The organism is Verrucomicrobiia bacterium, assembly GCA_035946615.1.
Classification (GTDB): Bacteria; Verrucomicrobiota; Verrucomicrobiia; order Limisphaerales; family UBA8199; genus DASYZB01.
The window spans coordinates 26,153-46,143 of record DASYZB010000039.1; the positions used below are offsets into that span (position 1 = coordinate 26,153).

The 19,991-nt window shown below is 58.0% G+C and carries 20 protein-coding genes; 4 read left to right on the forward strand and 16 right to left on the reverse strand.

The window, feature by feature from the left end:
• Window positions 1-43: 43 nt before the first annotated feature.
• Window positions 44-535: a transcriptional regulator MntR gene (gene mntR / locus VG146_06250; GenBank protein HEV2391948.1), complete on the forward strand. Its 492-nt coding sequence runs from the start codon at window positions 44-46 to the stop codon at window positions 533-535.
• Window positions 536-752: 217 nt separating this feature from the next.
• Here the strand turns inward: mntR and VG146_06255 are convergent, their stop codons facing one another.
• The gene (locus VG146_06255) at window positions 753-2,171 is read right to left on the reverse strand and encodes an Nramp family divalent metal transporter (protein ID HEV2391949.1); all 1,419 of its coding nucleotides are present in this window, start codon (window positions 2,169-2,171) and stop codon (window positions 753-755) included.
• Window positions 2,172-2,555: 384 nt separating this feature from the next.
• Here VG146_06255 and arsM point away from each other — a divergent pair, with 384 nt between their 5' ends.
• On the forward strand, window positions 2,556-3,443 hold the full coding sequence (gene arsM / locus VG146_06260) for an arsenite methyltransferase (GenBank protein HEV2391950.1): 888 nt from the start codon (window positions 2,556-2,558) through the stop codon (window positions 3,441-3,443).
• A 38-nt stretch (window positions 3,444-3,481) separates the two neighbouring features.
• Here the strand turns inward: arsM and VG146_06265 are convergent, their stop codons facing one another.
• The 13 genes from VG146_06265 to VG146_06325 all read right to left on the reverse strand — a co-directional run bounded on the left by VG146_06265 (window position 3,482) and on the right by VG146_06325 (window position 16,456).
• On the reverse strand, window positions 3,482-3,937 hold the full coding sequence (locus VG146_06265) for an RpiB/LacA/LacB family sugar-phosphate isomerase (GenBank protein HEV2391951.1): 456 nt from the start codon (window positions 3,935-3,937) through the stop codon (window positions 3,482-3,484).
• Window positions 3,938-4,109: 172 nt separating this feature from the next.
• A complete protein-coding gene (locus tag VG146_06270; protein ID HEV2391952.1) occupies window positions 4,110-4,319 on the reverse strand; it encodes a DUF2283 domain-containing protein in 210 nt (69 codons plus the stop codon).
• 86 nt (window positions 4,320-4,405) lie between these two features.
• Window positions 4,406-4,615, reverse strand: coding sequence for a hypothetical protein (locus tag VG146_06275; GenBank protein ID HEV2391953.1), 210 nt, complete (start codon window positions 4,613-4,615; stop codon window positions 4,406-4,408).
• Entirely contained in the window at window positions 4,612-4,755 is a 144-nt protein-coding gene (locus VG146_06280; protein HEV2391954.1) for a hypothetical protein, read from the reverse strand. The genes VG146_06275 and VG146_06280 overlap by 4 nt, the downstream gene beginning before the upstream one ends.
• Before the next feature lie 54 nt (window positions 4,756-4,809).
• Window positions 4,810-6,189: a glucose-6-phosphate dehydrogenase gene (zwf, locus tag VG146_06285; GenBank protein HEV2391955.1), complete on the reverse strand. Its 1,380-nt coding sequence runs from the start codon at window positions 6,187-6,189 to the stop codon at window positions 4,810-4,812.
• Window positions 6,186-7,211, reverse strand: a complete 1,026-nt coding sequence (gnd, locus tag VG146_06290; protein ID HEV2391956.1) for a decarboxylating 6-phosphogluconate dehydrogenase — start codon at window positions 7,209-7,211, stop codon at window positions 6,186-6,188. Before gnd ends, zwf begins: the two co-directional genes overlap by 4 nt.
• Window positions 7,212-7,225: 14 nt before the next feature.
• Window positions 7,226-8,875: a glucose-6-phosphate isomerase gene (gene pgi / locus VG146_06295; protein HEV2391957.1), complete on the reverse strand. Its 1,650-nt coding sequence runs from the start codon at window positions 8,873-8,875 to the stop codon at window positions 7,226-7,228.
• 70 nt (window positions 8,876-8,945) lie between these two features.
• Window positions 8,946-10,643: a phosphoglucomutase (alpha-D-glucose-1,6-bisphosphate-dependent) gene (gene pgm / locus VG146_06300; GenBank protein ID HEV2391958.1), complete on the reverse strand. Its 1,698-nt coding sequence runs from the start codon at window positions 10,641-10,643 to the stop codon at window positions 8,946-8,948.
• Between the two features lie 9 nt (window positions 10,644-10,652).
• Window positions 10,653-11,249 (reverse strand): histidine phosphatase family protein, encoded by a 597-nt coding sequence (locus VG146_06305; protein HEV2391959.1) that lies wholly within the window; start codon window positions 11,247-11,249, stop codon window positions 10,653-10,655.
• A 572-nt stretch (window positions 11,250-11,821) separates the two neighbouring features.
• A complete protein-coding gene (locus VG146_06310; GenBank protein HEV2391960.1) occupies window positions 11,822-13,342 on the reverse strand; it encodes an anthranilate synthase component I family protein in 1,521 nt (506 codons plus the stop codon).
• Entirely contained in the window at window positions 13,339-14,610 is a 1,272-nt protein-coding gene (locus VG146_06315) for a pitrilysin family protein (GenBank protein HEV2391961.1), read from the reverse strand. Before VG146_06315 ends, VG146_06310 begins: the two co-directional genes overlap by 4 nt.
• A gap of 454 nt (window positions 14,611-15,064) precedes the next feature.
• The gene (locus tag VG146_06320; GenBank protein ID HEV2391962.1) at window positions 15,065-15,655 is read right to left on the reverse strand and encodes a hypothetical protein; all 591 of its coding nucleotides are present in this window, start codon (window positions 15,653-15,655) and stop codon (window positions 15,065-15,067) included.
• Between the two features lie 60 nt (window positions 15,656-15,715).
• A complete protein-coding gene (locus tag VG146_06325; GenBank protein ID HEV2391963.1) occupies window positions 15,716-16,456 on the reverse strand; it encodes a DUF554 family protein in 741 nt (246 codons plus the stop codon).
• An 80-nt stretch (window positions 16,457-16,536) separates the two neighbouring features.
• On the opposite strand from VG146_06325, the gene VG146_06330 reads away from it, so the two are divergent.
• Window positions 16,537-17,910 (forward strand): aspartate aminotransferase family protein, encoded by a 1,374-nt coding sequence (locus tag VG146_06330; GenBank protein HEV2391964.1) that lies wholly within the window; start codon window positions 16,537-16,539, stop codon window positions 17,908-17,910.
• 24 nt (window positions 17,911-17,934) lie between these two features.
• On the opposite strand, the gene VG146_06335 is transcribed toward VG146_06330, so the two are convergent.
• Window positions 17,935-18,792, reverse strand: a complete 858-nt coding sequence (locus tag VG146_06335; GenBank protein ID HEV2391965.1) for a serine/threonine-protein kinase — start codon at window positions 18,790-18,792, stop codon at window positions 17,935-17,937.
• Window positions 18,793-19,060: 268 nt separating this feature from the next.
• Between VG146_06335 and VG146_06340 the strand changes: the two genes are divergently transcribed.
• Window positions 19,061-19,600, forward strand: a complete 540-nt coding sequence (locus VG146_06340) for a hypothetical protein (GenBank protein ID HEV2391966.1) — start codon at window positions 19,061-19,063, stop codon at window positions 19,598-19,600.
• Between the two features lie 121 nt (window positions 19,601-19,721).
• Here the strand turns inward: VG146_06340 and VG146_06345 are convergent.
• Window positions 19,722-19,991, reverse strand: a 270-nt coding sequence (locus VG146_06345) for a hypothetical protein (protein HEV2391967.1), incomplete at its 5' end; no start/stop codon positions are given.

Here is a 19,991-nt window from a genome sequence, read left to right on the forward strand (position 1 = left end):
ATGCTCGCCATGGCGATGGACATTTGCTAATGATTCCCCCGCTGTGAAAACAACAACTCGAAAGCCAAAGAGCGCGGCGTTGAACCGCTCCGAATCGACAGAAGACCATTTGGAGCGGATTCAGGAGCTGATCGAGGGGAAGGGCTATGCCCGGGTAGCCGACCTGGCCGCCTCACTCCACTTGAGCACCTCGGCGGTCTCGAACATGGTGCGCCGGCTGGCTCGGCGTGGCTATGTCAATTACGAACGCTACCGCGGCTTTACTCTGACCCCAAGCGGGCGCCAAGTGGCCCAGCACGTGAAAGCCCGGCACAATATCCTGACGGATTTCCTGGAAATCGTCGGCCTGGATTCCCAAACGGTGGACCGCGAGGTCGAGGATATCGAACACCATCTCCGCCCGGAGACCCTCACAGTCCTTTCGCAGCTTGTCGGCTTCTGGCGGGAACACCCGCGTCAATTGAATGCTTTCAAACGCTATGTCCGCAAAGCACGGCTCGCCTCATTTCGCCAGGAAAGGGAGGATGGAAAGTAGCGCCGGCGAGTTAAACGGGCATCTCGCCCGTTGGGCAGCGTACGCCCGCGCTGCTTTGTCATGAGCCCTGCGTGGGCTAGGATTGCAGTGCGTTACAGTTGCATTGCAGCTCGAAGTTGGACGTTCGAGGTTCGATGTTCGGCGCCTGGCGGAACATCGAACGTCCAATGTCGAACATTCAACATCGAACGCGGAGGATATACTTTTATTGCGTTGCTTATCGGCCAAGGATCACATGCCACGCCGACTTTAGCGAGTCGGGCAGTCCGCAGATGTCCATCGCGGTGATCAACAGGGCGCTGCCCCAGCCGGCGAGCAAGAGAAACCAACCGAGCTTCCATTTGCCCAGGCGCTTGCGGGAGGAGGTGAAATGCAGCAGCGGGAACATGGCAAAGGGGAGCTGGAGCGCCAGCACGACCTGGCTGAGAGTCAGGAGATCATTGACGCTGCTATCGCCGCGAAGCCCGATGATAAGAACCGCCGGGATGATGGCAAGGGCCCGGGTGATGAGCCGGCGCAACCACGGTTGCAGGCGCCAGTGCATAAAGCCTTCCATCACCACCTGGCCCGCGAGCGTGCCGGTGATCGTGCTGCTTTGGCCGCTGGCCAGCAGAGCCACGACAAACAGCGCGCTAGCCATCGATGTGCCTAGCAGCGGCGCCAGCGTGAGATAGGCGATGCGAATCCAGTCGCTCTCGGGGCTAAAGGAAACTGTCTGGCCGCCCGCCACCACCAGGTGGGTTTTTCCGTAAAAGACCATGGCCGCCAGGACCATAATGGCGGCGTTGACAAAGAACGCGATGGTTAAGGCGGTAACCGAATCAATCGTGTTGAACCGGATACCAGTGCGAATCGAGGCTTCGTCTTTCTGTAATCTGCGACTCTGCACCAGGGCCGAATGCAGGTAGAGATTATGGGGCATCACCGTCGCGCCGATAATGCCAATCGCCACGTAAATCATCCCGGCCTGGCGAAGACCCGGCGTGACCATGGCCCGCCCCATTTCCAAAAAATTCGGCTGGGTCTGGGGCAGGACAAAAACCTCGATAAAATAGCAAACGCCGATGGTCAGAACCAGCAGCAGCACGATGCCTTCGATGGTTCGCATCCCGAAGCGTTGCAGGGCCAGGAGCAGCAGAACATCCAGCCCCGTAATAATGACCGCCCAAAGCAGTGGGATATGGAACATGAGGTTGAGCGCCACGGCGCTGCCGAGCACCTCCGCCAGGTCACAGGCGCCAATGGCCACTTCGCAGAACAGCCAATTGGGCCAGCGGGTCCAGCCCGGATACCAATCCCGGCAGCATTGCGCCAGGTCCTTTCCCGTGACCACTCCCAAACGGGAGGCAATCACCTGCATGAAAATGGCCATCAAGCTGGCCAGCCCTACCACCCAGAGCAGCCCGTATTTGAACTGCGCGCCCCCGGCCAAGTCGGTGCCCCAGTTGCCAGGGTCCATGTAACCGACGCTGACCAGTATCGCCGGCCCGACAAAAGCGCGCCATTGCTGCCAAAAGCCGGCTTCATGATTGGGCACGTCGATGCTGCCATGCACATTTTCGAGCGACAAATGACCCCCATGCGGGCTTGGCGCGGACATCCCGTTGGCTTCTTTCCCGGCGCAAAGCGATCTCATTTCCACCGGTTGGGGTGAGGCTCTCATTGCTGAATCATTCGGCCACGGGGGCTCAGCTCCCGAAGGCGCGCCGGCTCTGCCATTTTCATGCAGTCTTTTCTATACAACAAGGTTGTTTACTATGTCAAAAAGAATGTTTTAATAGCAATACTCCACCCTGCTCCAGATGTCTCGAGAATTTCAACATTTTATGCCAGCTTGACACTAAATTGGTTCTGATCTATATTTCGTTAGATGGCGAAATAAGGTTATGCTGACGCGAGAATTTCATGACCATGACGATGATCAGGGCTTTGGACTCCGAGGACCAGAGCAGGCGTTATGCGTTTGCCGGCACGTCGCCCAACTCACTGCACAACACACATTGAACGATAAAACAAACCAATGAAACCGACCCAAGATGCTGAGCTGGTTCACCGGAAGGTCCGCGCAGGTTACTCTGATATAGCCGCTGGGCGCAATGCGCGGCGGTCAAGCGGAGGGGGTTGCTGCGGCCCCAAACCAAGTTCTTGCGGGACCGCCGCCGTGGATTCCGAAAAGCTTGCCCGGCATATCGGCTACTCCGCCGAAGAATTGGCCGCCCTGCCGGAGGGCGCCAATATGGGGCTCTCTTGTGGGAACCCAAACGCCCTGGCCTCACTGAAACCCGGCGAGGTGGTTCTGGACCTGGGCAGCGGGGGCGGCTTCGATGTGTTTATTGCGGGCAAAAAGGTGGGTCCCACGGGTCGTGTGATAGGGGTCGATATGACAGCCGAAATGCTGGCCAAGGCTCGCCAGAACATCGATTCATATCGCCGTGCAACCGGCCTCGACAATGTCGAGTTCCGGCTTGGAGAAATTGAACATCTCCCTCTGGCTGACGCCAGCGTGGATGCTATTATATCGAACTGCGTCATTAATCTGTCGCCTGACAAGGGGCAAGTCTGGCGTGAGATTTCGCGCGTTCTCAAGCCCGGTGGGCGGGTGGCCGTTTCAGACCTCGCGCTGGTCAAACCGTTGCCTGCCGTCATCGCCGGGATGGTCGAGGCGCTCGTGGGCTGCGTGGCCGGCGCAGTCCTGATTTCCGAAACGGAGGGTATGGCCAAAGACGCTGGGTTGAGCGACATCGTTTTGAATCCCAAGTCCAGCTACATCGACGGCATGGTGGATGGGCAAGACCCGCTCTACCAAAAGATTATCGCTCACCTGCCCCCAGGCGCCAAGCCCGGCGATTATATCACCAGCCTGGAAATCAGCGCGCGTAAACCAAGGCCGGTCCCTGGCGGGAAGTGACTCGAACGCGTCTCTTCCTGGCAGTATTTACATCAGCCTCAGCGGGCCTCTTGCTGCTCGAGCGCGGCTACTTTGCGCAGCCGGCGCAGATGACGGTCTGCTTGACTGAACTTGGCCGCCAGAAAGGTCTGGACAAGGTCCCATGCCACAGCGGGGCCGATGGTCCGGCCTCCTAAACAAAGAACATTCATGTGATCGTCTTCAACGCCCTGCCTGGCGGAAAAATGGTCCTCGATAAGACCCGAGCGGACCCCTTTGATCTTATTGGCGCAAACTGAGGCCCCAACCCCGCTGCCGCAAACGGCCACGCCGCGCTCGACTTTGCCCTCAGCCACCGCGCGGGCGAGGGGAATAACAAAGTCAGGGTAATCGTCGGCTGCATTGAGTTGCGTTGCCCCGAAATCGGTGATCTCATGGCGCGCCTCGCGCAGTTGGGCCGCCAGTTTTTCCTTTAATTCAAACCCGCCGTGATCGGCGGCAATTCCTATGCGCATAAGTTTTTCCAGTAGGGCGCTTTAGCGAGGGAGTGATTCGCCATTTTTGCGTTGCTCGCAAGTCCCGCAGATCGTGTGCTTCGGTTCAGTGTTCATCGCCCGGGAACGGCGGCACATCTGGCACAGCGGCGAGATGCTTCGCAAAATCCTCGCGGCGGCGGCACTGGAAAACTCAGGCTGGGGCAAGGTCGGCCTCCAAGGGCTTGTCCTTCTTGAAGCGACTCACGCCGAAAATGCTGAAGCCGATAACGTTGCCTTTGGCATCAACGCGCTCCATTACGGCATCGTGGCGGGTTTCCTTTTCGTAGCCGGCAGCCTTCGAGAACCTCACTTCAAGGTAATCGGCTTCGGCATCGAACCAGACTTTTATTTTTTCGGCCATAAATCTTCTCCGGCTTTCGGTTTATCCGTCAGGTAAGCCGTGACCACAAACGCATCGTTCTCCCCATACGTAACCACAACGCACAGCTATTTGCCACCCACAATTGTCTGGGCGTAAAACTCGTAAAACAACCGCACCGCTTCATCCGACCGCGAGCGGCGCACCAATTGCGGTTGAAGCAACACCCGCTGAATCTCGGTTCCAGTTTCCTTCATTTCAGGATGCCCCAGGATGTGCGCCAACCGTTCATCCGTTAGCCGCACGGAATGGCCAAAGCAATCTTTAAGCGTTTTCATTCTGTTGCGCCCTCCACGATTTTGATTTCCTCCGGCATCAGGCTGTAGAGGGCATACACCAACTCGTCTATCTCCAGCTCCAACGCGCTCGTGTCCGCTCTTCCGACGGGTCGGGACTGTTCAACGCGGATCAGGACCATTGACAAAGTCTTTGGCGCAAGCGCCCTCGCCCAATCCGCACCTAACCGCAGTCCCTATTCAGTGACCACCGGATTGCGCCACCCGTCCAGAGGCGTGACACGGTCCACTTCAGCCGGTCCCCAGGTCCCCGGTTCATATTCATAGAGCGGAGTGCCGGCCTTGAGGGCCGGGTCCACAATGCGCCAGGCCTCTTCGACATAATCTTCACGGGCGAACAGGGTGGCATCTCCGCACATGGCGTCGCTAAGCACCCGTTCGTAGGCATCCATTTCCTTGGCAAACGGATGGCGGCTCGCCAGCAATTCCGAGAGCACACTCTTGGTTTCATCGACCGGCGAGGTCACATTCAACCCAAACGCCAGCACGATGTCGGGGCTGATTCGCAACCGCACGTAATTTGACTCCAGATTGTACTGTTTATACATCGTGGGGGGGAGGCGTAAACGGACCAGGATTTCGGTGCAGGTCACAGCCAGGCATTTGCCCGAGCGGATATAGAAAGGGACCCCGCGCCAACGCCAGGAATCAATGTGCAATTTGAGGGCCGCAAAAGTCTCTACCTTGGAATCAGGCGCCACGCCCGGCTCATTTCTGTAGCCTTTGAATTGCCCTCGCACCAGGCTCTTGGCATCCAGCGGGGCCACGGCCTTGAGGACCTTCACCTTTTCGTCACGAATCGATTCGCTGTCGGTGCGGATGGGCGGTTCCATGGCCAGGTTGGTCAGCACCTGGAACAGATGGTTCTGCACCACGTCGCGCACCGTGCCCACCTGCTCGTAGAATGCGCCCCGGCCCTGCACCCCGAAGTTCTCGGCCATGGTGATCTGAACATTCTCGACATAGGCCCGGTTCCAGAAGGGCTCGAAGACGATATTGGCAAAGCGAAAAAACAACATGCTGTGCACCGGCTGTTTGCCCAGATAATGGTCGATGCGAAAAATCGCCTTCTCGTCAAAAGTTTGCAGCAGGATGCGATTCAGAGCGCGCGCCGAGGCGAGGTCGCGTCCAAAGGGCTTTTCTATGATGACGCGGCCATTGGCGGTGATACCCGTTCGGGAGAGTTGCTCGATGACGGTGGCGAAGGCCGATGGCGGGATGGCCAGGTAGTAGGCGGGCCGCTTGGCCTCACCGAGTTCGCGGCGAAGGGCTTGGAAAACGGCGCTGTCGTTGTAGTCGCCATCGACGTAGCGCAATAGCTCGCATAATTTTTTGAAAGCCGCCGGGTCCAACCCTCCGTGGTTCTCGACGCTGTCCTTCGCCCGCGCTTTGAGTTGGTCCAGGTTCCAGCCTGCCTTGGCCACGCCGATAACCGGCACGTTGAGGGTGCCCCGCTTGACCATCGCCTGAAGCGCCGGGAAAATCTTCTTGTGAGCCAGGTCGCCTGTGGCCCCGAAAAAAACCAGGGTGTCCGAATGAGTCGAGTTGCCGTTCATTGCACCTTCGCCACGGGTTTTTCCAGATGGCCGCCAAAGCCAAAGCGCATTGCTGAAAGCAGTTTGTCCTGGTAATCGGCTTCGCCGCGCGAGGCGAACCGCTCGTAGAGCGCCGTCGTTAAAACCGGGACCGGCACTCCTTCATCAATCGCGGCTTTGATGGTCCAGCGGCCTTCGCCGGAATCGGAGACCCGGCCAGCAAATCGCGCCAGCTTCGGGTCGGCGGTCAAAGCGGTGGCTGTCAGGTCCAGCAGCCAGGAGGCAATGACGCTCCCGCGCCGCCAGACTTCGGCCACGTCCGGAATGTTGAACTCGTAGCGGTAGTGATCGGGATTGCGCAAAGGCGTTGTTTCGGCATCAGCCTGGCTCTGCTTTTCGCCGATATCGGCGGATTTTAAAACCCCCAGGCCCTCCGCGTACGCGGCCATGATTCCGTACTCAATCCCGTTGTGGACCATCTTGACGAAATGGCCCGCGCCGTTCGGACCGCAATGCAGGTATCCTTGTTCGGCGGTGCCGCCGAGTTTTTCCCGGCCCGGAGTGTGGGGAATTTGGCCGCGCCCAGGGGCGAGTGTGGCGAAGATGGGGTCCAAGTGTTGAACCACTTCCTGTTCGCCGCCGATCATCATGCAGTAGCCCCGGTCCAGGCCCCAAACCCCGCCGCTCGTGCCGACATCCACATAATGAATGCCCTTGGAGACCAGGTCCTTCGCCCGGCGAATATCATCCACATAATACGAATTGCCTCCGTCGATGAGGATATCTCCCTGTTCCAGAAGCGGCACGAATTCGGCAATTGTTCCATCCACCACTCCCGCAGGAACCATGAGCCACACCGCGCGCGGTTTAGCGAGCTTCTTCACCAGGTCAGCGGGCGAACCAGCGCCTGCGGCTCCTTCCTTCGCCAAATCGTTTACCGCCTGTGCCGCGCGGTCATAGGCCACGCACTGGTGGCCGCCTCGAATCAGGCGCCGAACCATATTGGCCCCCATGCGCCCAAGTCCTACCATTCCAAGTTGCATTGTCGATTGGTTTTTCATGATGCGGATTTCATTTTCCTGTAAAGACGGATTAGGTTCTTGGTTGAGCTATCATGGTCCAGTTTTGACTCCGCCGCGCTTTCCAGTTCGGGGATAATGCGCTGGGCCAGCGCTTTGCCCAGTTCCACACCCCATTGATCGAACGAATTGATGTTCCAGACCACGCCCTGGGTGAAGACGCTGTGCTCGTACAGAGCGATGAGTTTGCCCAGCACTTCCGGCGTCAGCCGCTCAGCCAGAATGGTGTTCGAGGGACGGTTGCCCTCGAACACCCGATGCGGCGCCAGCCAGTCCGGTGTTCCCTCGGCTTTGACTTCTTGTGCTGTCTTGCCAAAAGCCAGCGCCTCGGTTTGAGCAAACACGTTTGCCAGCAGCATATCATGGTGCCGGCCCAACGGGGTCAGGGCCTGCCCAAAGGCAATGAAGTCACAGGGGATGAGCCGTGTGCCCTGGTGAATCAACTGATAAAAGGAATGCTGCCCGTTGGTCCCTGGTTCGCCCCAGAAAATCGGGCTAGTATCGTAAGTGACCTGTTTGCCTTCCAGCGTCACGTGCTTGCCATTGCTCTCCATGGTCAACTGCTGCAGGTAAGCCGGAAACCGCTTCAAGTACTGCTCGTAAGGCAGCACCGCGATGGTCTGGGCGTCGAAAAAATCCATGTACCACACGACCAACAGGCCCAGGAGCACGGGCAGGTTCTTCTCAAAGGGCGCGGTGCGGAAATGCTCGTCCATCTCATGAAATCCCTTAAGCATCAGGCGAAAGTTCTCCGGGCCAATAGCCAGCATGGTCGAAAGCCCGATGGCTGAGTCCATCGAGTAACGGCCACCGACCCAGTCCCAAAAGCCGAACATGTTGGCCGTGTCGATGCCAAATGCCGAAACCTTTTCAGCATTGGTGGAAACGGCCACGAAATGCCTGGCCACTGCGGAGCGGTCGCCGCCAAGGCCGTTGAGCAACCAGTCGCGGGCGGTTTGGGCGTTGGTCATCGTTTCGAGCGTCGTGAAGGTCTTTGACGACACGATAAACATTGTCTCTGCCGGATCGAGGTCGCGTGTCGCTTCAAAAAAATCAATGCCATCGACGTTCGAGACGAAACGGAACGTCAGGTTCCGTTCGCTGTAATGCTTAAGCGCCTTGTAAGCCATCACCGGGCCGAGGTCGGAGCCGCCGATGCCGATGTTGATGATATTTCTGATAGGCTTGCCGGTATGGCCTTCCCATTCGCCGCTGCGAATGCGTTCCGAAAAGGCGGTCATTTTATCCAGAACCTCGTGGACCTCGGGCACGACGTTCTTGCCGTCCACCAGGATGATGGCGTTCTTTGGCGCGCGCAAAGCAACGTGCAGCACGGCGCGTTTTTCTGTGACGTTGATCTTCTCGCCATGGAACATGGCTTCCGTTCGCTCTTTCAGCCCCGACTGCTTTGCAAGCTGGACCAGGAGCTTAAGCGTTTGGTCTGTGACCCGGTTTTTTGAGTAATCCAGAAACAGGCCGGCAGCATCGAGGGTCATTCGCTGCCCGCGTTTTGGGTCTTTGGCAAACAGCTCTCTGAGATGGAGCTTGCGCAGGCTCTTGTGGTGAGCCGCAAGCGCCTTCCACGCGGGGCGCTGCGTGAGTGGCTTAAAGGTTGGTTTCATTTGCATTTTCGCTCAAAAGTTCTTGTTCATGTCCCTATGGCAAAAGTGGCGCAGGCATCCTCGCCTGCGGGCCAGGCTAGGCGGGCGTCTCGCCTGGCGAGAACGCCTCCGTTACTTTTGCATCAGTCCCGCCCCCGCCCAAAGCATTATTTACGATTTCCTTCGCTTGGATGACGATGCTTTCGAGATGATTCTGGTCTCGAAAACTCTCCGCATAAATCTTGTAGATATTTTCCGTGCCGGAGGGCCGCGCCGCGAACCAGCCGTTGGCCGTCATGACCTTTAAACCGCCGATTGGCGCGTTATTGCCCGGAGCGCGAGTCAGCTTTGCAAGAATCGGCTCTCCTGACAATTCAGATTCCCGGACCGCTTCCGGGGAAAGCCTTTCCAGCCGCGCCTTTTGTTCAGGCGTAGCGGCCGCATCAATGCGCGTGTAGTATGGGTATCCGACCTCCGCCGTTAGTTGCTGGAAATGCTCACCGGGGTCCTTGCCGGTGCGAGCAGTGATTTCCGCAGCGAGCAAGTCCATAATCGGGCCGTCTTTATCGGTGGTCCAAACCGTGCCGTCGCGCCGCAGGAAGCTTGCCCCGGCGCTTTCCTCGCCCCCGAAGCAGAGCGAGCCATCGAAGAGCCCCGGCGCAAACCATTTGAAACCCACCGGCACTTCGCAGACTGCATGGCCGAGCCTCTTCGTGACCCGGTCGATCAGGCTGCTGGTGACGACCGTTTTGCCCACTGACGCTTTGGCCGACCAATCCGGGCGTTCGGACAACAGGTACCCGATTGCCACCGCAAGGAAATGGTTCGGATTCATCAGCCCCGCCGCAGGCGTGACAATGCCATGGCGGTCGGAATCCGGATCATTAGCAAAAGCGACCCGGTATTCGTCTTTGAGAGCGACCAATCGGGCCATCGCGTAAGGGCTCGAGCAATCCATGCGGATTTTGCCATCGTGGTCCACCGTCATAAAAGAGAAAGTCGGGTCAAGCTTCGGATTGACGACCTGGATTTCCAGGTTATAGACCGAGTTGATGGGCTCCCAATAGGGCAAGGCCGCCCCGCCCAGGGGGTCCACTCCAAGCTTCAGGCCGGCAGCGCGGATCGCTTCCATATCCACCACATTCCGCAGGTCCCGAACGTAAGGCAGAATGAAATCCTCCTCATGCGTCGTTGCCTCTTTGATTGCCTTGGTGAAAGGGATGCGAATCACCTGGTCATTGGCCTTTCGCAGCAAATCGTTGGCCCGCTCCTGAACCCACCGGGTCACGTCGCTTTCGGCGGGGCCGCCGTTGGGGGGATTGTATTTGAAACCCCCGTCTTCAGGCGGATTATGCGAAGGGGTAATGACAATCCCATCGGCAAGCCCGCTTTTGCGCCCACGATTGTGGACAACGATTGCCCTGGAAATAACGGGTGTAGGAGTGACTCCGTCGCCTGGCTGGATGAAAGTTTCTACGGCATTTCCCGCCAAAACCTCCAGCGCCGTGCGTTGGGCGGGGCTCGAGAGCGCATGAGTATCTTTGCCCATAAAGAGTGGCCCGGTAATGCCGTGTCTGCGCCGGTAATCGCAGATGGCCTGGGCAATCGCCAGGATATGGGATTCGGTAAAGGTTCCATTCAATGAGGAGCCGCGATGGCCGCTGGTGCCGAAGCTTACCCGCTGGTTGGGGTCCTGCATCGCCGGCTTGCGTTCATAGTAATCGCGTTCCAGCCGCCTTAAATCCACCAGCAATTCCTTGGGAGCCGGTTTGCCTGCAAGTGGTGAGAGAGGCATAGCGCGCAGTTAATTCTCGAGGTGATGGTCGTCGTTCCACAACTCGATCACCGGTTCCGTCGGGCTGTGGTTATAGCCCAAGACGCTCAGACTCGCCGTGCTCAATGGGAAGAATCGTCCGTTAGCCGGAGCCATTTCGAGCCAGCGCGCCGCCAGCACTGCGAGAAAGTGCCTGCTCGAAAACACCAAACAGTCGCCGGGCAGCCGGCGCAAAAGGGTCACAACCCGGTCTGCGCGCGCCCCGATTTGAGCCGGGGATTCACCCTCGGGACAGCCATCGCGGAAGAGTTGCCAATCTGGCTGTAGAGCGCGAATCTCGGCCGTGGTGCGCCCTTCATATCTACCGTAATTCCATTCGACAAGGTCCGGCTCGATTTGCGCCTCTGGTTGCAATCCGGCGAGTTCGCAGGTCTGAAGGGCACGCTGCAGCGGGCTGACAAGCACCTTTGCCAGTTTCAGCGCTCTCAATCTCGCCCCGAGCCGCGCGGCATTAGCCCTCCCGCGCTCTGTCAGGGGCAAGTCGGTCAAGCCGGTATGCTGGCCTGTGAGGCTCCAGGCGGTTTCCCCGTGACGGACAAGATAAACCGTGGAAAGCAGTTCGCTCATAGGTCCGGCTTGCGCTTCTTTATCTTAATGCTCACGGTAGTGGTTTCTCCAACGGGTCTTTCCGTGGACTATAGCGCGATTCTTCTTGCGTGGCCAATCGGAGTTATTCGCAGGTGAATTGCAGTTTTCGGACCTGTGACCCCATCGACACGCTGCTGGAACATCTGTCACCAGAACATTGCAATTGTCACGTTTACTTCCAAGGGCCGGGTGTGATTAGGTGCTGGCATGAAAATAAAAAGTATGTCAGCATTCCGGTCGCTGATCATGACCGCCTCCTCCGTCCTGATCAATCGGTGACGGTGGCGCTTGAATTCTCCAATCCTAGCGGACAACCGATCGACTACGACACGCGCGTCCTCGACGTTGTTCCTGCCCCGTAACGCCTCTTTTTGCAAGAATCCGGTACCGGCGGCTCGGATTCCCTCCGTGACCGCCGGTAGGTGTGGCCCTTCTGGTCTTCGCAGGAACCATGCAGCCCGGCGAGAATTCAAGCCGGTCCAACGCCTTCTCGGCCCGGCCGTCAACCTGTTGAAACAGTTCAAACGCAGAAAACCAGTCCGTTCACCGGGCTAAAGCCCCGGTATTAATGAGACGCGAAATCCGACATGACCGGCGCCCACCGCCTCAATAAATCCGCGCGCTTTGGCCAGGGTCTCTTCGTACTCGGCCAGAGGCGACGAATCAGCGACGATCCCAGCGCCGGCATGGAAATAAGAGACGCCTGGTTTGCAGATCGCGGTGCGAATGCCGATACTCAATTGGCTCTCGCGATTGAATCCAATGTAGCCCAGTGCTCCCGTATAAGGGCCGCGCGAGACCGCTTCCAGCTCATCGATGATCTCCATGGCGCGAAATTTCGGAGCGCCTGTAATGCTGCCACCCGGAAAACAGGCCGACAAAACCCCAAAGTGGCCGAGATCGCTCCTCAAACGGCCCTCGATGGTGGAGACCAAATGCTGAACCTGCGGATAGCGCTCGAGGCGGGCAAGTTCGAGAACCTCGATCGACCCGAACTCACAAACCCTCCCCAAATCGTTGCGAAGCAGGTCCGTGATCATCACCAACTCGGCCAGTTCCTTGGCGCTGGTTTGTAATTCATAGCCAAGCTGCGCATCCCGCGCCGGTTCGGCTGAGCGCGGGCGTGTTCCCTTGATAGGCCGAGTACAGACATGCGAGCCGCTGGCGCGCAGAAATAACTCCGGCGATGAGGAAGCGACAGAAAAGTCGCCGCAGCACAGGTAGGCAGAGAACGGGGCTGGAGATACAGCCGTCAGGCGCTCAAATAAATCCCATCCCGAACCTGGCCATGGAACACAGAGTCGCTGCGCCAGATTGACCTGATAAATATCACCGGCCCGGATATACGTTTGTGCCCGGGCCACCAGCGCCATGAATTCGGCTTGCGACAAGTTCGAGAACACGGCTGATGCATCCTGGAAGCGCTGCAGCGACCGATTCGAACCAGAACGCCATAAAGCCTGTGATTCTGGCGATTTACCTTGTGGACAATCCTGCAGGACACGCTGGGAAAGGCGCTGCTGCCAAAATTGGACCTGACTCCGCGCCCGAACGGACGTTCTCGAACCGTCGGGACCGAGCCCAGTCGAGACAATCCAGGCCTTTCCGAGGCAATGGTCGAACGCAACCAGGCTGTCATAAAAGCCAAGGTGGCAATCCGGCAACTCGAGATCGTTGAAAGCCCGGCGTGGGAGTTTGGGCTCGATGAAATTCTTCAGGTCATAGCCCCAATAGCCAAAACAGCCGCCGAGCGGAAAAGGCAGATCGATCTGTTCGATCATTTCATAACGCGGCATTAACTCCTCGAGAACCCTCCAGGGATTGCCGTAGCGGCAGAGCGGGCCGGGAGCCCAAATGCCCCCGCCTGCAGAGCAGGATGAACCGCGGATTTCGATTCGAGAGCCGAAAGACCTGAATGTCAGGAAGGGCCGTGCGGCCAGAAACGAGTAGCGCACCTGAGCCGAGTCCATCATCGCGCTGCGAAATAGAACAAGACCTGGTTCGTTCGCGAGCGGCGCTGCCATGGCCTCCAGGCCAGGGGCATCCGGAATCTCGATGAGCAACGGTTTCACTGGATTGCCCGCTCAAGGTCCTCTACCAGACGGCGGTCGGATTTCAGCGGGCTCACAATCGCCAGATTGAAACGCTCGGGCCGGAAGAAGTCACGGGCAACCGCGCGAATTTCTTCTGCGCTGACTCGGCCCAGACGTTGCTTGATTGCCGCAGGAGACAAGACTTTGCCGTATGCCAGCAGTTGCTCTGCCACCCAGTTCATTTGGCTATCGGTGCTCTCCTGTCCCAGGTCAATCTGCCCCAGAACATATTCTCGCGCGCGCCTCAGTTCGGCGCGGCCCGGTGGCGAGTCCGCCAACCGCCGCATCTCGCGTCCTATCAGCTTAAGGGTTCGCCGGAGATTCTCCGTGTCCAGACCGGCCGAGATGACCAAGTCACCCGTGTCGTGGAAAAAGCTGGGGGTGCTGTAAATCGAGTAGGCCAGCCCGTGGTCCTCGCGCACTACCTGGAACAAGCGCGAACTCATGTTCTCCCCGAGCAGAGTATTGAGCAGGCGCAACGCATAGCGCCGCTCGTCATGCCTCGAACAGGTCCGGATGCCCAGCGCTATTTGGGCCTGTTCGGTCTCTTTGGTATGCAGGTGAACCCGGGGGGCATGCTGAGAGTTTTGCGCAGGGCGAAAGGCCGGCATTGGCCGCGAAGGCAACTGCGAAGCCAGGCGCCCAATGGCACGAACAGCCTGGCGGTGCGTCACCCTTCCCGCTGCAACAGCCAGCGTATTGGCCCCCACATAATTTTGGCGCAAATAGCTGACCAGATCGTTGCGCGTCATCGCATCGAGAGTCTTTTCAGTCCCAGTGATTGGGCGTCCCAACGGTTGGCCGGGCCACAGCGTCGCATTGAGCAATTCCTGAACGAGGTGTTGCGGTTCGTCCAGATACATTGCCATCTCTTCCTTGATCACCTCGCGTTCTTTGGTGATCTCGACCGGCGCAAAACGGGAATGCAACAGCATATCGGTCAGCACTTCGAGCACTCCCTCGAAGCGTGGATGGCAGGCGCGCGCATGAAAACAGGTGGTCTCTTCTCCGGTGAACGCGTTCAAATACCCGCCAACCCCTTCGACCGCTTCAGAAATCTCGCGCGCAGAGCGTTTCTTTGTCCCTTTAAACAGAAGATGCTCGATAAAATGACAGACCCCATTCAACTCCTCGGGTTCATAACGAGAACCAATACCCACCCATAGGCCCACGCTCACCCCCACCATTTGGGGCATCTCGGCCGTCGCCACCCGCAGACCCTTGCTCAGTTGAGTAATCCGATACAACGCACGTAACGTTGATCGGCCCCGGCATGAAGTCCAGTTCCAGAACAAGAGAGAATCAGGGCCGCGTGGAACTCAGATTTGATAGACAGAGCGGGTTGAATGGTCAATTCGCGTGAAAATCACGCAGAATGCGTGAAATCCACGCGCACACCGAGTAGGGCACACTGGAAAACCAAGGAAAAATGCATTAAAATTGATTGGCATTAAATATGCTCGCCATTTTTCGAGGAAATGGGGTTGGGTCGCTGCAGGCAGTTCCTGGCGCCGGTCGGGGTCTCAGACCAGGCCGGCGCCGGTTTTTTTTCCTAAGTCGTGTTTTGAAAATGGACCAGTTGCCCTCGTTCTCGTCAGATTGTAGCAGCCGACTGCCGCGTCGGCTGCTACGGACCAGGACGAAGAGGAAGGCGGCAATCTATTGTTAAACGTGCTCTAAAGCGGGCAAAAAGATGAGCGCTTATTCTTTCTGTGGAATCTCCCAGCGAGGAACACCGGCTTTCCCATGGACTACCCGGGCGAGTGTGTCGAAATGGTTCTCTCCTGGAGACGACGGATGGGTCGGCGGCATTGAATCTCCCTGTAAGATTCGCGCCTGCCAATCGCCTGGTTGCGAGAAAAACTCGATTCCACCTTTTTTGGCCAACTCAGCCAAGTACTCGCGCAGTGGCCGAGTTTGGCGGGCCTCCTCCGAACCCTGCTCAAACAAAGCCACCAAGGCCTGTCCCGCTCCGGCCTCGGCAACCCATGACTGCAGCCAATCCTTCAAATGCCCGGGTAAATCGCCGCCCCGGCACGAGAGAATCACCACATCGGCCTCCGCTGCATCGCGAAGGGCCATGTCGCAAAGCTTGGGGATGCGCAGCACGTCGAACTTCCACATCTGGTTGGCGCATTGGCAAGGTGCGTCCAGATTCTCGGCCAAAAAATCGTATGTCCGTTTTGCTTTCTTTCCTGTATTGAAATCTTCGTAAAGGATCACGACGTTGAAAGTTGGATTCGGATTGAGGTTGGTGGAACCGGGTGGAGCAAAAATCAGCGTGTGTTGCATGGCGACACAATGGGAGCCGCAGGATTAAAAGACTAGTGGGGTTTTGACCCCAATTGGCGCTCAACGCCAAAGGCTGGTGAGCAAAGGGGCAAATAGCAGGCTGGGCAAATAATCGGCCAATTGGACGCGCTTGAGGCCGAGCATGACCAGCGCCACACAAAACACCAGGAGCCCGCCCACGGCGTTAACTGACTCGAGCAGGTTGTGCGCGCTCAACAACGGCTCGAGGTACCGAAGGCAAACCAGGCTAATTGTCCCCTGGAACGCCAGCACCGGAAGGGCCGCCATCAAAACACCCCATCCGAAAAGCGATACAAAGCCAATACTTGCTACACCATCAATGACTGCCTTGATTGCCAGCGGGTAAAAGTACTGCGATAGGGTCAAACCGTCCTGGACGGCCCCCAGGATACCCAGGGGCGCCGCGCAAAATAGCGCGGCACAGGCCTTGAAACCCTCGCTCGCGCGCTCCGGGTCGTCTGGCCGGGCGGCCACCAACCGCTCGCGCGCCTGGCGCCCGAGGCGATTGGAGAGTTGCTGCAAACCCAAAAGGCGCCCGGTCAATTTGCCCAGCATGAGCGCGAAGACCAGGATCAGAATCTCCTTGAAGATTTCAAACGGAGTCCCGCCCAGGCTCAACCACGTGAGCCGCAGGCCAGAGAAAACGGTGAAAACGGCCAGCACAAGCTGGAGGTACGATTCGGCGGGCGTAGGAAGCGGTTTGCGGCGCACTAATCCCACTGCCCCGCCAACCAAAATCCCGCCCACATTGAGAATCGTTCCGAACATCCAGTGGATCATAGGTTTAAAGGCTTTGCTTTAAAGACTAAATTTTACCCGTGTCCATTTTCACCAGCTTGTGATTAAATCCGGCAGCCTTTATGGGAAAAGAATTCAGCATCGTACCCCGAGAGGTGCCACGGGTCGAAACGCGTTTCCGCCGGATTGTCACTCCTCTGCCCCATCCCGACTCCGTCGCCACGCTGGAAAAGCTGCGCCGCTTCGAGCCCCAATCCATGCGCGGCCAGCCGCCCCTGGTCTGGGACCGTGCTGAGGACATTTTTGTTTTCGATGCTTTTGGCAATCGTTGGCTGGACTGGAGCAGCGGAGTGCTGGTCGCCAACTGCGGCCATGGGGCGTCCTTGGTGCGCCAGGCCATCATTGACCAGGTAAACAGCGGCTTGCTGCACAACTACGTCTTCCCAAGCCGCCAACGGGCTGCACTCGTTGAAAAACTGGCCGGATTGGCCCCCGAAGGATTGGACAAGGTCTTTCTGCTCACCACAGGGTCCGAGGCCACTGAATGCGCCATCAAACTGGCCCGGGCGCATGGCATCCGCACGGGGGGACCCGCCAAGCTGGCGATTGTGGGCGCCGAGCGCGCCTTTCATGGACGCACTCTCGGGGCACAGCAAGCCGGCGGCATTCCCGGTCAGAAAAGCTGGATAATCAATGAAGACCCGGCCATTGTGCAGGTCCCCTTTCCGGATGGTTATTGGACGACCGACACCCGCTTCGAGCTTTTCCTCGAAACCCTTCAACGCAAAGGACTCGCTCCAGAGAATGTAGCCGGGGTTCTGCTCGAAAGTTACCAGGGCGTTGGGCCCGACTTCGCCCCTGTTGAATACATTCAGCGGCTGGCGCATTGGTGCCGCCAAAACGGCGCGGTCCTTATCTTCGATGAGGTCCAGTCGGGCTTTGGGCGCACCGGTCGCTTTTGGGGTTTCGAACATTACGGAGTTGTCCCGGACCTGATCTGCTGCGGCAAAGGCATTAGCAGTTCGCTCCCGCTTTCCGCCGTCATTGGCCGGGCTGAAATCATGGACCAATTCCCTCCTGGCTCGATGACCAGCACCCACACGGGTAACCCGGTCTGTTGCGCCGCGGCTCTGGCCAGTTTGAAAAAGATTACTGCGGAAGATTTACCCGCCAATGCCGCACGGATGGGGAAAATTCTGGAAGATGGTTTGCGCGAAATTCAGCGGCAACATGCGGCCCGAGTAGGGCGCTTTAGCTGCCGCGGCCTGGTGGGTGGCCTGCAAATGACCTTGCCAGGACGAAAAGAGCCGGCCCCGGACCTGGCGCATCAAATTATCGAACGCTGCTTCCATAAAGGCCTGCTGTTTTTCGCCCCGGTTGGCGCCTGGGGCCAGACGGTCAAGATCGCACCCCCGCTCACCATTCAGGAGGATGCCTTGCGGGAAGGTCTCTCCGTCCTGGCCGAGGCGGTTCAAGAGAGCATAGATATCCTTTAATAACATCGAACGTCCAACGTGCCCTTAAACGTAAAGCGCCGCCTGGAGTTCGCGGACCATCACTCCAATGAAAGGATACCGCCGCTCGGGTTCCTGCTCCAGACAACGCAACACCACCTTTTCGAGAGTCGCGGGGAGGTCCGGATTAAGCTGACGCGGACCGACGAATTCCGAGCGGTCGAGTTGCTTGCGGAGGATCTCCCCAGGAGTATCGCCGGGGAATGGTTTGTGGTTTGTGAGCAGTTCGTAAGCGGCGGCGCCGTAGGAGAAAATGTCCACTCGATGGGAAATCGGTTCACCCATCAGTTGCTCGGGCGCCATGTAAGCGGGTGTGCCCGGATTCTTCCTGGAAAACTTCTTTGGTTTCTCCGGGATCGGCTGGGCGAGGTCGAAATCCACCAGCCGCACGCTGCCATTGCGGGTCACCAGGACATTTTCCGGTTTAAAATCCAGGTGCATGAAGCCGTTTTCGTGCATGTGTTCCAGGGCGGCGGCCATATCAATGAGAATCTGCGCCACGTTTTCGAGCAGAATCGGGTCATGGTTCGTGTAGAGTTCTTTCAGGTTGGCCGCTTCCACATACTCCATGAGCAGATACAGATGGCCTTTGACCTTCCCATGCTCGACGTAACTGATGATGCTCGGATGATCGCCAATCTTGGAGAGAATCTCGCACCCGCGCAGAAAGCGGCGCCGGGCCAGGAGGTTGAAGCGGAGCCGCTCGTGCATGACGCGCAGGGCATAGGCCTTGTTCTTGCCATCCGTCGCCAGCCAAATGTCGGCCATCCCGCCGCTGTTGAGGACCTCCTGAAGATAAAAGCGCCCAAAGGCCCCGGGCGCCAACCCCTGGCCGTCACTGGATGTATTTGAAGTGCCTGGCACTAAATTTATTTATCATGCGGCCCGCCCCCCGGCTACTGCTTTTAATGCGGGAGAGGAGGACGACCATTTACCGTTGCGACAATGCTGCCATTTCTGGACTTATCAGGCGAATAAATTGGCTTTTGACACCGCTTGCCGGTTCGGTAGCTTACTAAACCCATGAGCACCACTACTTGTCCGCCCGCCGGCACAGGGCCGCTTGGCCACTGGCTGGCTCCGGCCCAAAGTCGTTCCAGCCTCTGCTCCAAGACTCGAGGAGATTCCTGAGATGGCCTTGAAACGAAAATACACGAAAGCCGAAATCAAGAGCGCTATCGATTTAGCCGAGGGCCACCGCTTCAGCAGTTACATCAGTGTCTGGGGCGGCAACGATTCGCATTTCCAGGATGTCGATATCATCAATACCAAGACAAACGTCAAGGTGAAGACAATCACCAAATACTCGCCGCCTGCCAATGAGGCCGAAAAAGTGTCGGACGATACAGGGCACACGCTGCGCAACCACGTAAAAGGACATCAGGAAGCGTCGTATGTCGGGCAAAAGTCGCGTTACGACAGCTTGGAGGATTGCCTGCAGGCAACGGCAGAAGCGCTGAATTCGGACAAGGGCCAGACGGCGTTGGAAGAGATGGACGCCGACGCGGCGATTCGCGACCGCAAGCTCCGGGTCGATGTGACGGGCGCCTGGTATGGTGACGCCGCCGATGGTGTGAAGAAGAAGATCAAAGATGTCACCGTGATTGTGATGCGCCTGGGCCAGGAGACTCTGTGGATCCACACCAGCTACCCCACCGGCTTCGTGAGTTGAGCGCGCCCGCCATCTCTCAGAAGTGACGGGAACAAAAACCGACGAAACCGGCGTCTGTCCCCTGTACGCCCGTCGTGAAAGGGCTAGAGCGGCCCTATCAAGCCCGGATGCGCATTAGCGGTCAGGGTGATGCGATCCGGAAAAAGCGCTTGGGGTAATTCGGATCGATGGGCACCGTGATGAGCTGCATGGGGCCGATTTGGACGAAGTTGGTGTAACGGAGCCAACTGCCGGGAGTCAGGTCGGAGGAAGCCTCCAGGCCGTAGGTCAGGCCGCCGGTAGCGCTGACGGTGAAGAGGAAGTTGCTGCCGTCCGGGCTCAGAGACAGCCCGCTGATTATCGGGGCTGGATTGGTACTGCCGACTCCGTTCATTTGGAAAGAAAAGGGCTG